Annotated in this window: 12 protein-coding genes; 5 read left to right on the forward strand and 7 right to left on the reverse strand. The window is 67.9% G+C overall.

What is annotated here, in order from left to right; genetic code table 11:
* Position 1: 1 nt before the first annotated feature.
* Together OU996_RS13340 and OU996_RS13345 are read right to left on the reverse strand one after the other, a co-directional pair.
* Complete coding sequence (locus OU996_RS13340) at positions 2 to 1189, reverse strand: NAD(P)/FAD-dependent oxidoreductase (protein ID WP_267582098.1); 1188 nt, start codon at positions 1187 to 1189, stop codon at positions 2 to 4.
* Positions 1186 to 2283, reverse strand: a complete 1098-nt coding sequence (locus OU996_RS13345) for a lysine-2,3-aminomutase-like protein (protein WP_267582099.1) — start codon at positions 2281 to 2283, stop codon at positions 1186 to 1188. The genes OU996_RS13340 and OU996_RS13345 overlap by 4 nt, the downstream gene beginning before the upstream one ends.
* Positions 2284 to 2369: 86 nt before the next feature.
* On the opposite strand from OU996_RS13345, the gene OU996_RS13350 reads away from it, so the two are divergent.
* From OU996_RS13350 to OU996_RS13360, 3 genes are read left to right on the forward strand one after another with little or no spacing between them, the layout of a single operon-like run.
* The gene (locus OU996_RS13350) at positions 2370 to 2693 is read left to right on the forward strand and encodes an XdhC family protein (RefSeq protein WP_267582100.1); all 324 of its coding nucleotides are present in this window, start codon (positions 2370 to 2372) and stop codon (positions 2691 to 2693) included.
* The gene (locus tag OU996_RS13355) at positions 2693 to 3394 is read left to right on the forward strand and encodes an XdhC family protein (protein ID WP_267582101.1); all 702 of its coding nucleotides are present in this window, start codon (positions 2693 to 2695) and stop codon (positions 3392 to 3394) included. Before OU996_RS13350 ends, OU996_RS13355 begins: the two co-directional genes overlap by 1 nt.
* On the forward strand, positions 3391 to 5052 hold the full coding sequence (locus OU996_RS13360) for a molybdopterin-binding/glycosyltransferase family 2 protein (RefSeq protein WP_267582102.1): 1662 nt from the start codon (positions 3391 to 3393) through the stop codon (positions 5050 to 5052). The genes OU996_RS13355 and OU996_RS13360 overlap by 4 nt, the downstream gene beginning before the upstream one ends.
* Before the next feature lie 3 nt (positions 5053 to 5055).
* On the opposite strand, the gene bcsS is transcribed toward OU996_RS13360, so the two are convergent.
* Positions 5056 to 5850, reverse strand: a complete 795-nt coding sequence (gene bcsS / locus OU996_RS13365; RefSeq protein ID WP_267582103.1) for a cellulose biosynthesis protein BcsS — start codon at positions 5848 to 5850, stop codon at positions 5056 to 5058.
* 156 nt (positions 5851 to 6006) lie between these two features.
* Positions 6007 to 6465, reverse strand: coding sequence for a DUF488 family protein (locus OU996_RS13370; protein ID WP_267582104.1), 459 nt, complete (start codon positions 6463 to 6465; stop codon positions 6007 to 6009).
* Positions 6466 to 6667: 202 nt separating this feature from the next.
* Here OU996_RS13370 and OU996_RS13375 point away from each other — a divergent pair, with 202 nt between their 5' ends.
* Positions 6668 to 8143 carry an ATP-binding protein gene (locus OU996_RS13375; protein ID WP_267582105.1) on the forward strand — a complete coding sequence of 492 codons (1476 nt, stop codon included), beginning with the start codon at positions 6668 to 6670 and terminating at the stop codon, positions 8141 to 8143.
* A 61-nt stretch (positions 8144 to 8204) separates the two neighbouring features.
* On the opposite strand, the gene OU996_RS13380 is transcribed toward OU996_RS13375, so the two are convergent.
* The 3 genes from OU996_RS13380 to OU996_RS13390 all read right to left on the reverse strand — a co-directional run bounded on the left by OU996_RS13380 (position 8205) and on the right by OU996_RS13390 (position 11445).
* The gene (locus OU996_RS13380) at positions 8205 to 9533 is read right to left on the reverse strand and encodes a TRAP transporter large permease (RefSeq protein ID WP_267582106.1); all 1329 of its coding nucleotides are present in this window, start codon (positions 9531 to 9533) and stop codon (positions 8205 to 8207) included.
* Positions 9533 to 10159, reverse strand: a complete 627-nt coding sequence (locus tag OU996_RS13385; protein ID WP_267582107.1) for a TRAP transporter small permease subunit — start codon at positions 10157 to 10159, stop codon at positions 9533 to 9535. Before OU996_RS13385 ends, OU996_RS13380 begins: the two co-directional genes overlap by 1 nt.
* A 146-nt stretch (positions 10160 to 10305) precedes the next feature.
* Entirely contained in the window at positions 10306 to 11445 is a 1140-nt protein-coding gene (locus OU996_RS13390) for a TRAP transporter substrate-binding protein (RefSeq protein ID WP_267582108.1), read from the reverse strand.
* A 268-nt stretch (positions 11446 to 11713) separates the two neighbouring features.
* On the opposite strand from OU996_RS13390, the gene OU996_RS13395 reads away from it, so the two are divergent.
* Positions 11714 to 13930 (forward strand): esterase-like activity of phytase family protein, encoded by a 2217-nt coding sequence (locus OU996_RS13395; protein WP_267582109.1) that lies wholly within the window; start codon positions 11714 to 11716, stop codon positions 13928 to 13930.
* The last annotated feature ends 49 nt before the right edge of the window (positions 13931 to 13979 follow it).

Raw genomic sequence — 13979 nt, forward strand, 5'->3', positions numbered from 1 at the left:
ATCAGGCGGTCTGGCCGGCGACCCAGCCGGAGGCCCAGGCCCACTGGAAGTTGTAGCCGCCGAGCCAGCCGGTAACGTCCACCACCTCGCCGATGAAATAAAGGCCCGGCACGTTGCGCGCCTCGAGCGTGCGGGAATCGAGGTCGGCCGTGTCGACGCCGCCAAGCGTCACCTCGGCTGTGCGGTAGCCCTCCGATCCCGTCGGCTTGAAGCGCCAGCCATTCACGGCGGTGTCGATCCGGCGCAGCACCTTGTCGGAGAGGTCGGCGAGGTTGCCCGTGCCCGCCTCGCGCTCGGCAATGGTCTGAGCGAGCCGTTTCGGCAGGATCTCGGCGAGGGCTGTCGCGGGCGCCTGCCGACCGTTCACGCTCCGCGCTTGCCGCAGCCGGGCGAAGACATCGGTGCGGGGTGCGAGCGCCAGTTCGATCTCCTCGCTCTCGCGCCAATAGGACGAGATCTGCAGGATGGCTGGACCTGATAGCCCGCGATGGGTGAACAGCACGGCTTCGTCGAACGCCGTCTTGCCGTGCCGGGCGCGCCCCTCTACGGCCACGCCCGAGAGGGGGGCGATGGTTTCCAGCAGGCCCGGGTCGAGGGTGAGCGGCACCAACCCCGGCCGCGTCGGCACAAGGCGCAGGCCGAACTGCGTGGCGATCTCATAGCCGAAGCCGGTGGCACCCATCTTCGGGATCGACTTGCCGCCCGAGGCGATGACCAGCGAGCGGCAGGCGAGCGGCCCCTCGCTGGTCGCGAGGCTGTAGCCGTCGCCGTCGCGCGCCACCGCGCTGACCGTGGTCGAGAGCCGCAGCGCCGCCCCGGACTCGCGCAGCCCGTCGGTGAGCATGTCGACGATCTGCCGCGCCGAGCCGTCGCAGAACAATTGGCCGAGCGTCTTCTCGTGCCAGGCGATGCCGTGCCGGTCCACCAGCCGGATGAAGTCCTCCGGCGTGTAGCGTTTCAGCGCCGAAATGGCGAAGGAAGGGTTGGCCGAGAGGTAGTTCTTCGGCGTGGCGCCGCGATTGGTGAAGTTGCAGCGCCCGCCGCCGGAAATGCGGATCTTCTCGCCCGGCGCGCGGGCATGGTCGATCACCACGACGCGGCGCCCGCGCTTGGCCACCTCCCAGGCGCACATCATCCCCGCCGCGCCGGCGCCGATGACCGCGACATCCACGCGCTCCGGCCGGCTCATCGCGGGGCCTCCCCGTCCGCCGCCTCATAGGCATGGACGCCGCCGCAATAATCGGTGACGCGCCAGCCCTCCGGCGTCGGCTCGAGATAGTCCGGCCCAATCGGCACCTTGCCGTAGCCGCCGGGTATGTCGAGCACATAGGTGGGCAGGGCGAGACCGGAGAGCCGTCCGCGCAGGGCGCGCATCAGTTCCTGCCCGCGCGCGATCGGCAGGCGGAAATGCGCGGTGCCCGGCGCGAGATCGGGATGGTGCAGGTAATAGGGCTTCACCCGACATTCGACGAGGGCGCGAAACAGCGCGGCGAGCGTGTCCGCGTCGTCATTCACGTCCCGGAGCAGCACGGACTGGCTGACTAGCGCGATGCCGGCATCGGCGAGGCGGGCGATGGCAGCGCGGGCCGGGGCCCCGAGTTCGCGCGCATGGTTGGCGTGAACGGCGACATAGGTCGCGAGGCCGGGATGGCGCAGCGCCTCAACCAGCGTCCCCGTCACGCGCTCGGGTGCCGCGACCGGCACGCGGGTGTGGAAGCGCACGATCTTCACATGGTCGATTGCGGCGAGCCGCGCCATCAGATCAGCAAGGCGACGCGGCGCGGCGACCAGCGGGTCGCCACCGGTGAGCACGACCTCCCAGATATCCGGACGGCCGGCGATGTAGGTGAGGGCGGTCTCCAGTGCGTCTTCGGACAGGCTGGTTTCGGCGCCCGGTCCGACCATTTCTCGGCGGAAGCAGAAGCGGCAATAGACCGCGCAGACGCCGACAAGCTTCAGCAGCACACGGTCGGGATAGCGGTGGACGATACCCGGCACCGGGCTATGCGCCTCATCGCCGATCGGATCGGTCAGTTCCTCGGCCCTCGTGTCCAGTTCGCGTGCGTCGGGCACGAATTGGCGGGCAACAGGGTCCGCGGGGTCGTCGCGGTCGATCCGGGCGATCAAGGCCGGCGTCACTGCCACGGCATAGCGCGCGGCGAGGGCGTCGAGGCCGTGATCGGCCGGGAGCAGGCCCGCAGCGGCGAGGTCGGCCGGCCGGCGCAGCGTGCGCGGCATGGCGGCCACAGATGCCGTAGCGGCAGGAGGGGAGGAAGCGCTCATGCGCGGCTTTGTGATCGTTTCCAGCTTTATCGGCAAGCGCGCCCATGCTGCACTGCGTCCGCAATCGTCGCGAAAGGCGAGGGATCATGTTCGCGCGTGAGGAAGATGTTCTGGAGGCCGCCGCTCGCTGGCGCCGGGAAGGCCATGGCGTGGCACTCGCCACGGTTGTGCAGACCTGGGGCTCGGCGCCGCGCCCGGTCGGCAGCCATCTGGTGATCGATGAGGGCGGACGTTTTCTCGGCTCGGTCTCAGGCGGCTGTGTCGAGGGGGCGGTGGTCGCGGAAGCGGCCGAGGTGATCGAGGATGGCCGCCCGCGCCTGCTGGAGTTCGGCGTCGCCGACGAGACGGCCTGGCAGGTTGGGCTCTCCTGCGGCGGGCGGATCAGCGTCTATGTCGAGAAGGTCGCCTGATGGATCTCGCCCTTCTGGAAATGCTCAATGCCGAGCGCACAGCGCGCCGGGCGACGGTGCTCGTCACCGAACTCGGTTCCGGGCGCCAGCGTCTCGTTCGGCCGGCCGAGGTGGACGGGGATCCGCTGGCGGAGGCTCTCGGTGAGGCGTTTCGCACCGGCAAGAGCGCGCTGATAGAGTCCGGCAATGAGCGGGTGTTCCTCACCGCGCAGGTGCCCTCGCCGCGGCTTATTATCACCGGTGCGGTGCATATCTCGCAGGCCCTCGCCCCCATGGCGGCGATGGCGGACTTCAGCGTCACCATCATCGACCCGCGCACCGCCTTTGCGACGGAAGACCGCTTCCCCGGTGTCGACATCCGCGCCGAATGGCCGGATGTGGCGCTCCCCGAGCTGGGGCTCGACCCCTTCACCGCGCTGGTGGCGCTGACCCATGATCCGAAGATCGACGATCCGGCACTCGCGGCGGGGCTCAACGCGGGTTGCTTCTATGTTGGCGCGCTCGGCTCGCGGAAGACCCATGCGGCGCGGCTGGAACGGCTCGCCGAACGCGGCGTCGCGCGCGAGCAGCTTGCCCGCATCCATGCGCCCATCGGTCTCGATATCGGCTCGGTGAGCCCGGCGGAGATCGCGGTCTCCATTCTCGGTGAGATCATCGCCGATCTGCGTCGCAAGCCGCTGCGCCGGGAGAGGGCGGCGTGAGGTTCGCCCGCCTGCCGCTCGCCGAGGCGGAGGGCGCCATCAATGTCCACGCGCTGCGCGTACCCGGCGCGGAGTTGCGCAAGGGTGCGCGGATCGATGCGGCCGCGCTCGCCGCCCTGGCGCAGGCCGGCATTGCCGAGATCGTCGCGGTCCGGCTGGAGCCCGGCGATGTCAGCGAGGATGATGCCGCGGCTGAGATCGCCGCGGCGGTGAGCGGCGACTATGCCACTGTCGACGCCGCGTTCACCGGCCGCGCCAATATCCGTGCGGCGCAAGCGGGCGTTCTGGTTGTCGACCGTGCGGGGATCGACGCGCTCAACCGCATTGACGAGGCGGTGACGCTGGCGACGCTGCCGGCCTTCGCTGCTGTCGAGGCCGGGCAGATGATCGGCACGGTGAAGATCATCCCCTTCGCGGTGTCCGCTAACGCCATGGCGGCGGCGCGGGCGGTGTGCGGCCGGCTGATCGAGGTCGCGCCCCATCGGCTGCGGCGCGTTGCGGTGATTTCCACTGTGCTGCCGGGCCTGCCGGAGAAGGTGATCGCCAAGACGTTGCGCGTGACCGGCGCGCGGCTGGCGGCGATGGGGGCCGGTATCGCCTTTGAGCGCCGCGTGCCGCATGACGAGGCGGCGCTGGCAGCGGCCATCACCGAGGTGCGGCAGGCGGGTGCGGAGCTCATCATCGTGTTCGGCGCCTCGGCGATCGCCGATCGGCGCGACGCGATCCCGGCCGCCATCGAGGCGGCGGGCGGCCTGGTTGAGCATTTCGGCATGCCGGTGGATCCCGGCAATCTCCTGCTGGTCGCCCGGCTTGGCTCCGTGCCGGTGCTCGGCGCGCCCGGTTGCGCGCGGAGCCCGAAGGAGAACGGCTTCGACTGGGTGCTGCGGCGCCTGGTGGCGGGGCTGCCGGTCACGCGGGACGACATTACCGGCATGGGCGTGGGGGGCTTGCTGATGGAAATTCCCTCGCGGCCGCAGCCGCGCGAGAGCGTGGCGTCGACCGGCCTCGCCGGCGCAATCGTGTTGGCGGCAGGGCGCGGCACGCGGATGCCGCATGCCCACAAGCTCACCGCCGATCTCGGCGGTGCGCCTTTGCTGCGGCGTGCGGTGCAGGCGGCGCTTGCGTCGCGCGCCCGGCCGGTGATCGTCGTGACCGGCCATGAGGCTGAGAAAGTGCGCGCGGCGCTGGCGGGGCTCGATGTCTCCTTCGTTCATAACTTGGCCTATGCCGAGGGTCTATCTACCTCGCTGCGGGCCGGCATTGGCGCCCTGCCGCCGGAGGTGGATCGTGCCGTGGTGCTGCTCGGCGACATGCCGAAGGTCGAGGCCGGGCTGGTGGACCGGCTCGCGGGTGCGATCAATCTCGCCGAGGGGCGGCTGGTCGCCGTGCCGGTCAGCGAGGGTCGGCGCGGCAATCCCGTCGCCTGGTCGCGGGCGCTGTTCGCCGACCTCATGGCGCTAACGGGCGATGTCGGGGCGCGCCATCTCATCGCTGCCAATGCCGAGGCGGTGGTCGAGGTGACGGTGGAGGGCGAGGGCGCCTTTCTCGATATCGACACCCGCGAGGAACTGGAAGCACTGGCGATCCATGAGATCGCGACCAACGCCGATGTCGATGCCGCCGCGGCCCTTGAGGGCATGAAGGCGGAGGATGCCTGATCCTCAATAGGGCATGTAGACCGACAGGGTGAGATAGGCGCCATCCGTCTCGTCCGAGCTCCAGCGCCAACCGCCGGCGGCGCGCAGCTCCTGCCCCTTGACGGGCACGACGAGAAAGCCGCCCAGGCGGACGTCGCGGTCCGGCCAGTCCGAGGTGGCGGCGGTTTCGACACCGAGTTCCAGCCAGTCGAGCATCCGCCAGCCGGCGGCGAACCGCGCAGTGGCGGCGCTGTCGGCGGTGGTGGCGCTGATTGCGGCGGACAGCGTGCGGCGCTCATCCCAGCGATAGAACCACTCGGCAACCAGCTTGGCGCCATAGCGCGTGCCCTGGTCCTGATTGGCGGGATCGGGCATGTCGAGCTGGTTGTCGATCATGGCAACGCCCGCATAGAGCGCCAGAGCGTGCGGGCCGCGCAGCGTCTGCCAGCCGATAAGCCCCTCGGCCTCGGTCTTGCTCACGCCGTTCCAGCCGCCGGCGACGTCGGCGGTTTCATAGCGGTAGCGCCCGCCGCCGCCCTGAAAACGCAGGCGCAGGCCCTCCTCGTCCATGCGGGCGAAAGGTGCCCAGGCGACGCCCGCCCAGCCATAGGAGGTGTCGCGGGCCATGTCGCTGCCCGCATAGAAGTAGAGCCGTCGCTTGAAGCTGTCAGTGAGCGGCTCTGCCGCCGCCAGGGGCGCGAGACCGAGGGCGAGCGGCAGCGTCGCGGCCCATGCGGCGTGGCGCATGGCCGGGTGGCGCATAGCCGGGATCTGGCCCGCAGCCGCGCGGGTACGCGTCGGCGCAGGCGAACCGGTCATCGGCGCGCTCATCGGCTGAGGAATTGTGCGAAATGCAGCTCATCCGAGCATCTGCGGATGGTTGTATTCAATCAATCTTGAATTGAATCGCGTCCGCTGATTCGGTCCAAACCGCGCTTTTATAGGGGTTTGAGGAGGGGATGGCCGAGCGCGGGCTCACACCGGCGGGGCGAACAGATGTTCGATGGGCGCGCCGACGCGCTCGCACACAAGGTCCGCCACCATCTGGCGGTGGCAATGCTCGGGGTGCCGCTCGAAACAGAGGACGCAGACCCGGCGTCCGGCGCGCACCAGTTCGGTCAGCTCGTCGAGCTGCTCCTGCGCCGTCGGCGTGGCGAGGTGGGCGTCGTAGATGCGACGCAGCTCGCCATAATGGCCACTGCGCGCCGCCTGCCGGCCCTCGGCCGGGGTGCCGAGCCCGCGCAGGTGCAGATAGCCGATGCCGCGTTCGGAGACGCCGGCGGCGAGATGGCTTTTCGAGAAGCCGGCACGGCGCGAGGCGGCGACCGCTCGCACATCCACCAGAAGGTCGACCCCCGCGCCCGCCAGCGTGTCGAGCACGGCGGCGGAGGAGACCTGTTCGTAGCCGATGGTGAAGAGCGGAACCGATGCCATCGGGTGAGCATGAACGCCCCTTGCCGCGTTGTCGAGGCCGGCTGAGCCGAGCCCTGATCCAAGTCGGGGGTCTTGCCGGGGCGGGCCGAATCTGTGGACTTCTCCGGCGTCGGCGGGCGCCTTCCCGCGCGCGCGTGCTAAACCTCCGCAGGCTCAGCCGTGCAGCCCTCGGCGTGCCACTGACAGGATTCGACAGTCGCAGATGAAGATCGGTATCGAGCTCGGAAGCAGCACCGCCGGCCAGCCGGTACGGCTCGATCTGGAGGAGCTTCTGTCCACCCGCCTGCTGGTGCAGGGGAATTCGGGCTCGGGCAAGTCGCATTTGCTGCGTCGCCTGCTGGAACAGAGCGCCGGCCATGTGCAGCAGGCGATTATCGACCCGGAAGGCGATTTCGTCAGCCTCGCCGACCGCTTCGGCCATGTGGTCATCGATGCCGAGCGCACGCAGGGCGAGATTCAGCGCATCGCCGCCCGCATCCGCCGGCACAGGGCGTCCGTGGTGTTCAACCTCGAAGGGTTGGATGCTGACGCGCAGATGCGCTCGGCCGCCGCTTTCCTCAACGGGCTGTTCGAGGCCGAGCGGGAATATTGGTACCCGATGCTGGTGGTGGTGGACGAGGCGCAGCTTTTCGCCCCCTCAGGTGCCGGTGAGATTTCCGACGAGGCGCGGCGCGTTTCGCTGTCGGCCATGACCAATCTGATGTGCCGTGGCCGCAAGCGCGGTCTCGCCGGCGTCATCGCCACGCAGCGCCTCGCCAAGCTCGCGAAGAACGTGGCGGCGGAAGCTTCGAACTTCCTGATGGGCCGCACCTTCCTCGACATCGACATGGCCCGCGCGGCGGATCTGCTGGGCATGGAGAAGCGGCAGGCGGAGAGCTTCCGCGATCTCAATACCGGTTCCTTTGTGGCGCTCGGCCCGGCCCTGTCGCGCCGGCCGCTGGCGCTCAAGATCGGTTATGTCGAGACCGCGAGCCGTAACGGCCGTCCCGAACTGATGCCGCCGCCGGAGCTGGGCTCGGCGCAGATCCAGGATCTGATCTTCGACGATCTTGCCGCGGAGCCGATGCCCGCCCCGGTGCGGCGCGTCGAGGCGCGCCCCGTCGAGGACATCATCGAGACGTTGGAAGAGGCGCGGGCGCCTGAGCCGGTGCCGGTCGATCCGGAAGCCGCCGCTGCCTTCGAGGCCGAGCGCGAGGCGCTGGTCGCGGAGATCGTGCGCCAGTTCGTTGCCGATGGCGATGCGCCGTTCCGCTCGGCGGCCTCGCTCTACCCGGATTTCCTCGTTCATTGCCGGGTGCGGCGCGTGGGTTCCAAGGTGCCGGATCTCGCCGACTTCACCCGCCGCCTCGCCATCGCCCGCGCCGGGCTCGACGGGCGGGTCGACACTGAGGAATGGCGCCGGGCGGTGGAGCAGGCTTCCGGCCTGCCGGAGGAGATGCAGGGCGTGTTCCTGCTGCTCGCCCGCGCCGGGATGGAGGGCGCGCCCTCGCCAGCGGATGAGGTGCTGGCCAGGGCCTATGGCAGCCGCTCGCCCTCGCGCGGGCGCTGGCTGCTCACCTATATGGAAGAGCGTGGCCACCTCGTCTGCGAGGCGGATTTCCGGGGGCGGCGCGTGGTGCGCTTTCCCGCGCTCGGTTGGAAGACCGCGCCGGGCGACCCGAAGGCGCTGTCGGCCTGAGCCGTGCTCCAGACATGAAAACGGGCCCCGCGGGGCCCGTTTTGCGTGAGGCTGTGGGCTCTCAGCCGCCATACAGGTAGTTCGGCAGCCACAGGGCGAAGCCGGGGAACATGTAGAGCAGCACCATGGCGAAGACGACGATGTAGATGAAGGGCATGACGCCCGAGAAGATCTGCTCGATCGTCACTCCCTTCGGCGCCACGCCCTTCAGATAGAACGGCGCCATGGCGACGGGTGGCGACAGGAACGAGGTCTGCAGGTTCAGCGCCACCAGCACCCCGAAGAAGATCGGGTCGATGCCGAAATGGTCGAGCAGCGGCAGGAAGATCGGCAGGAAGATCACGATGATCTCCGTCCATTCCAGCGGCCAGCCCAGCACGAAGATGATCGCCTGGGTCAGCAGCAGGAAGCCAATCGGGCCGAGATCGAGGCTCATGATGAATTCCTCGACCAGCCTCTGGCCTCCCAGCAGCGCGAACACCGCCGAGAACACCGCCGAGCCGACGAACAGCCAGCACACCATGGCCGAGGCGCGGGCGGTGAGGAACACCGAATCCTTCAGCTTGGTGAAGCTGAAGGTGCGGTAGGCCAGCGCCAGCAGCACCGCGCCGAAGGCACCGATGGCGGCCGCTTCCGACGGCGTGGCGAGGCCGAGAATGATGCAGCCGAGCACCGTGACGATGAGGGCGACCAGCGGCACGAAGGAGGTGAGCAGCGCCCAGATGATGGTCAGGGCCGGAATGTTGCGTTCCTCCGCCGGCAGCTTCGGTGCCAGCGACGGGTTGATCATCGCGCGGATGATGACATAGGCGATGTACATGCCGGCGAGCGCGATGCCGGGGAAAAAGGCGGCGGCATAGAGCTTCACCACCGAGACGCCGGCGGTGGCGCCGTAGAGGATCAGCATGACGCTGGGCGGGATGAGGATGCCGAGGCAGCCACCGGCGCAGACGACTCCCGAGGCGAGTTTGGTGTCGTAGCCGGCGCGCAGCATGGCCGGGAAGGCGAGCAAGCCCATCAGCGTCACAACCGCACCGACGATGCCGGTGGCGGTGGCAAACAGCGCGCAGGTGATGAGCGTGGCCACCGCCAGCGAACCGGGGATCCAGCCGGCGGCGAGCTGGATGGAACGGAACAGCCGGTCGAGGATGTTCGCTCGCTCGATCACATAGCCCATGAACAGGAAGAGCGGGATGGAGATCAGGACGTCATTCGCCATCACCGAATAGGTGCGCTGGACGAACAGGTTGAAGATGCTGTCCCCTTGCGTGAAGTAGCCAAAGCCCACGCCCAGCGCCATCAGCGTGAAGGCGATGGGAAAGCCGAGCATCAGGAAGATCAGGAACAGCACCAGCATCAGGATGCCGAGGGCGGGGTCGGAAAGAAACATCACAGCGATCCCCGCGTGGTGGATTCACGTTCGATGGCGTTGAGGACGGCTTCGGGATCGTCCTTTGTGGCGGCTTCTTCGAGGATGATCTTCTCCATCTCCTCGACGTCGTGGAGGCGTTGGGGCCAGTCGCCCTCACGGATGCAGATGAGGCAGCGCACCACCTCGACGACGCCTTGCAGCAGGAGCAGCACGCCGGTGATGGGGATCAGCGCCTTGAACGGCCAGATCACCGGTCCGTCGGGGCTGAAGGAGGAGTGCTCATTGAGCATGTAGGAGAGCTGGAAGTAGTTCCAGCCGGCATAGATCAGCGCCAGAATGCCGGGGAAGTAGAACAGGAAGAACAGCACCAGGTCGCTCTTGGCCTGCGTCCGCGGCGACCATTTGCGGTACATGAAGTCGCCGCGCACATGGCCGTTGCGCGAGAGCGTGTAGGCGCCTGCCATCATGAACAGGGCGCCATAGAGCATCAGGCTGACATCATAGGCCCAGGTGGTCGGATCGCGCAGGACATAGCGGCAGAACACCTCATAGGTGATGGCCAGCATCAGGACGACGATGCACCAGGCGAAGGTCTTGCCGACAAAGGCGTTCAGCCGGTCAACGCCGAGCAGGAGAGATTGCATGGACGAGCCTCTTCGGGCGGGCACGCTTGAGGCATGAGCCGGCGTCAGGCCGCGCGGAAGCGGCCGGCGCGTCGTCATGCCGGGGAGAAGCAGCGGATGCGAAACGCCCCCCTCCGCGGCCGGAGAGGGGCGTCATCGGCGGTGGTTCAGGTCGTCTTGAAGAAGTGGTCGTAGGCGAACTTCGAGTCGGGCTCATATTCCAGCCGGAAGCCGACGATCCGCTTGGCCCATGCCTTCTGGCTGTCGACGACCTTCTTGAACACCGGGTCGGCGGAGAGGTTGGCGATGACCACGTCCCAGGCCTTGAGCTGGGCCTCGAGTACGGATTTGGGGGTCTGGAGAACCTTGACCCCGCGTGCCTTGATGGCCTCGAGATCCTTCGAGTAGCGGTCCTGCGCCTTCCACATCATGGTCGCGGAGGTGGCGTCGGACGCGCCCTTGAGGATTTCCTGCACGTCCTTGGGAAGCCCGTCGAACTTGGTCTTGTTGAACAAGATCTCGAAGCATTCGAGCGCTTGATGATAGCTGCCGAGCATGTAGACCTTGGCGACGTCCGGGAAGCCGAGGATGAGGTCGGAGGAGGGGTTGTTGAACTCGGCGCCGTCGAGCAGGCCACGGTCGATGGCCGGCACGATTTCGCCGCCCGGCACGATGGTGACCGCCGCGCCGAATTCCTTGAACAGATCGGCGCCGAGGCCGACCGTCCGATACTTCATGCCCTTCATGTCGGCGGGGCCGGTGATCTCCTTCTTGAACCAGCCGAGCGGCTGGCTCGGCATCGGCCCGGAGAGCATGCCGACCACGTTGAGCTTCAGGGTGTTCTGCACGAGGTCGTCATAGAGCTCCTGCCCGCCGCCATAGCGGACCCAGCCGAGCAGTTCATCGGCGTCCCAGCCGAAGGCCGGGGCGGTGCCGAACAGCGAGAAGGCCTTGCTCTTGCCGTACCAGTAGGCGGCGACGCCGTGACCGCCGTCGAGAATGCCGGACGACACCGCGTCGAGCATCTGGAAGGCGGGGACGACCGAACCGGCCGGCAGGATTTCCAGTTCCACGCGCCCGCCCGTCATCGCATTGACGCGCTTGACGTAGTCGCCGGCGAATTCGTGGAAGATGTCCTTGTTCGGCCAGGTGGACTGGAACTTCAGCTTGATGGGGGCCTGGGCATGCACCGCCGGGGCGGCGACCACGCTGGCGCCGGCCACTGCAGCCGCAGTGGTCATGAAACGGCGACGGCTCGTGCGGACGTCCTGACGCATGTCCGCGTTCTTCCCTGACGTGTCGGTCATGGGGATTCCTCCTATGGCGTTTCCTCGCGGGTCGAGCCCGCCGGGCGGCGCTTTTGCGCCTTGTCCCGATGCGCCAAGGAGACGATGACCCAAGGGTAAGTGCAAGCTCTAAATATCGGCATTTGCGGCGAAATGTTTCGACCAAAGTCGAATATTCGGATGCCTTCGCGTCCTGCGCCGGTTGTCGTCGTCATGCCTCTGTCACGCAACGCCTTTTGAAGTGCGCGCCAGAGCGGGGCCTGCCCCCGCGTCAGACGAGGATTCTCCCATGCGCTCGCTTCTTCTCGCCGGTGTGTCGGCCCTGGTGTTGGGCCTTGCCGTGCCTAGCGCGCAGGCCCAGTCGCCCGCGCCGGTGTTCAACCGCATCGCTACCTTCAATGTGATCGACAACCTGCCGGCTGGTGCGGATGCCGCGAAGCCGACCTCGGCGGAAATCATCACCTTCACTGAAGACGGCAATACGCTGATCTACAGCGACAGCCCCGGCCAGCGCATCGGCTTTGTCGACATCACCGACCCGGCGGCGCCGAAGCCGGCCGGCGTGGTGGCGCTCGAGGGCGAGCCGACCACCACGGTGGTGATCGGCGGCAAGGCCTATGTCGGGGTGAACACCTCGGAATCGAAGTCCAAGCCCTCCGGCCATCTCGCGGTGGTCGACATCGCCTCGCGCAAGGTCGAGGACAAGGTGGATCTCGGCGGCCAGCCGGACGCCGTCACCAAGAGCCCGGACGGGCGCTTCCTCGCCATCGCGATCGAGAATGAGCGCGACGAAGACATCAATGAGGGCGCCCTGCCGCAGCTGCCGGCTGGCAACCTGACCTATTTCGAGGTCAAGGACGGCCGTGTCGTCGACGCCTCGAAGAAGGTGGTCGAGCTCACCGGCCTCGCATCTGTCGCGCCGGAAGACCCGGAGCCGGAATATCTCGACATCAATTCCAAGAACGAAGTGGTCGTCACCCTGCAGGAGAACAACCACATCGTCGTGGTCGATCTCAACACCGGCAAGGTGACCAGCAGCTTCTCCGCCGGCACGGTCTCGCTCGACAAGATCGACACCAAGAAGGACGGCGTGATCGACCTCACCAGCGCGATGAAGGACACGCCGCGCGAGCCCGATACGGTGCAGTGGCTCGACGATGACCGCTTCGTCATCGCCAATGAAGGCGACTGGAAGGGCGGCACGCGCGGCTTCTCCATCTTCGACAAGACCGGCAAGCTGCTGTTCGACTCCGGCGTCGCGCCGGAACACATGGCCGTGCGCGTCGGGCACTATCCCGACAAGCGCAACAAGAAGGGCATCGAGATGGAGGGCGCGGAAGTCGCCACCTTCGATGGCCAGAAGCTGATCTTCGTCGCCTCCGAGCGCGGCTCGCTGGTCTATGTCTACCGCGACAAGGGCGGCACCGAAGCCCCCGAGTTCCTGCAGGTTCTGCCGGGCGGCGTCGGCCCGGAGGGGCTGATGGCGATCCCCAAGCGGGACCTGTTCGTGACCGCCGCTGAGACCGACCTGCGCGAGGATGGCGGCATCGGTTCCGTGGTCACCGTGTATCAGCGTCAGCCGGGCGCCAAGCCGGCCTATCCGACCATCCTCTCCGAGAATGGCCCGGACGGGCTGCCGATCTGGTGGTCGGCGCTTTCCGGCTTCGCGGCCGATCCGAAGGAGCCCGGCAAGCTCTACGCGGTGACCGACAGCGCCTATGCGCAGGCGCGCATCCTCACCGTCGACGCCACCAGCCTGCCGGCCAAGATCACCAAGGCGACCGTGCTGACCGTCGATGGCAAGCCGGCCAAGGGGCTCGACCTTGAGGGTATCGCGGTGCGCCCCGAGGGTGGCTTCTGGGTCGCCTCGGAAGGCAACCCGGAGAAGAAGGAGAACCCGACGCAGAACCTTCTGGTGCGGGTTGATGCCGATGGCACCGTCGCCGAGCAGATCGCGCTGCCCGAGGCGCTGGCCGCGCAGGCGACCCGCTTCGGCTTCGAGGGCGTCGCCGTCACCGGCTCGGGCGCCGACGAGACCGTGTGGCTCGCCGTGCAGCGCGAGTGGAAGGACGACCCGAAGGGCTTCGTGAAGATCCTCGCCTACAAGCCGGCCGACAAGAGCTGGACCTATGTGCGCTACCCGCTCGACAAGCCGGCCAAGGGCTGGATGGGCCTGTCCGAGCTGACGGCCTACAAGGACGGCTTCCTCGTCATCGAGCGCGACAACCAGGTCGGCCCGAACGCCAAGACCAAGAAGCTCACCTTCGTCTCGCTCAAGGGCGTGACCCCGGCCGCGCTTGGCAGTGAGGCTCAGCCGCCGGTCCTCACCAAGACCGAGGTGAAGGATCTGCTGCCGCTGCTCGCCGCCCCGCATGGCTATGTGCTCGACAAGGTCGAGAGCTTCGCCATCGACGCCGCCGGTAACGCCTTCATCGTCACCGACAATGACGGCGTCGACGGCTCGTCCGGCGAGACCGAGTTCTTCGCCATCGGCAAGCTCAACTGATCCGGCGGCCGATTTTCGGCTGACCCTTGCACGACCTGAGGCGGGCGCC

It is taken from the genome of Ancylobacter sp. SL191, assembly GCF_026625645.1.
Classification (GTDB): Bacteria; Pseudomonadota; Alphaproteobacteria; order Rhizobiales; family Xanthobacteraceae; genus Ancylobacter.

Excerpts from the sequence above, each read along its gene's own strand:
- OU996_RS13375 (WP_267582105.1), top strand. The coding sequence starts at position 6,668 with ATGAAGATCGGTATCGAGCTCGGAAGCAGCACCGCCGGCCAGCCGGTA.
- OU996_RS13395 (WP_267582109.1), top strand. The coding sequence starts at position 11,714 with ATGCGCTCGCTTCTTCTCGCCGGTGTGTCGGCCCTGGTGTTGGGCCTT.
- OU996_RS13355 (WP_267582101.1), top strand. The coding sequence starts at position 2,693 with ATGGATCTCGCCCTTCTGGAAATGCTCAATGCCGAGCGCACAGCGCGC.
- OU996_RS13340 (WP_267582098.1), bottom strand. The coding sequence starts at position 1,189 with ATGAGCCGGCCGGAGCGCGTGGATGTCGCGGTCATCGGCGCCGGCGCG.
- bcsS (WP_267582103.1), bottom strand. The coding sequence starts at position 5,850 with ATGACCGGTTCGCCTGCGCCGACGCGTACCCGCGCGGCTGCGGGCCAG.
- OU996_RS13385 (WP_267582107.1), bottom strand. The coding sequence starts at position 10,159 with ATGCAATCTCTCCTGCTCGGCGTTGACCGGCTGAACGCCTTTGTCGGC.
- OU996_RS13345 (WP_267582099.1), bottom strand. The coding sequence starts at position 2,283 with ATGAGCGCTTCCTCCCCTCCTGCCGCTACGGCATCTGTGGCCGCCATG.
- OU996_RS13380 (WP_267582106.1), bottom strand. The coding sequence starts at position 9,533 with ATGTTTCTTTCCGACCCCGCCCTCGGCATCCTGATGCTGGTGCTGTTC.
- OU996_RS13350 (WP_267582100.1), top strand. The coding sequence starts at position 2,370 with ATGTTCGCGCGTGAGGAAGATGTTCTGGAGGCCGCCGCTCGCTGGCGC.
- OU996_RS13370 (WP_267582104.1), bottom strand. The coding sequence starts at position 6,465 with ATGGCATCGGTTCCGCTCTTCACCATCGGCTACGAACAGGTCTCCTCC.
- OU996_RS13390 (WP_267582108.1), bottom strand. The coding sequence starts at position 11,445 with ATGACCGACACGTCAGGGAAGAACGCGGACATGCGTCAGGACGTCCGC.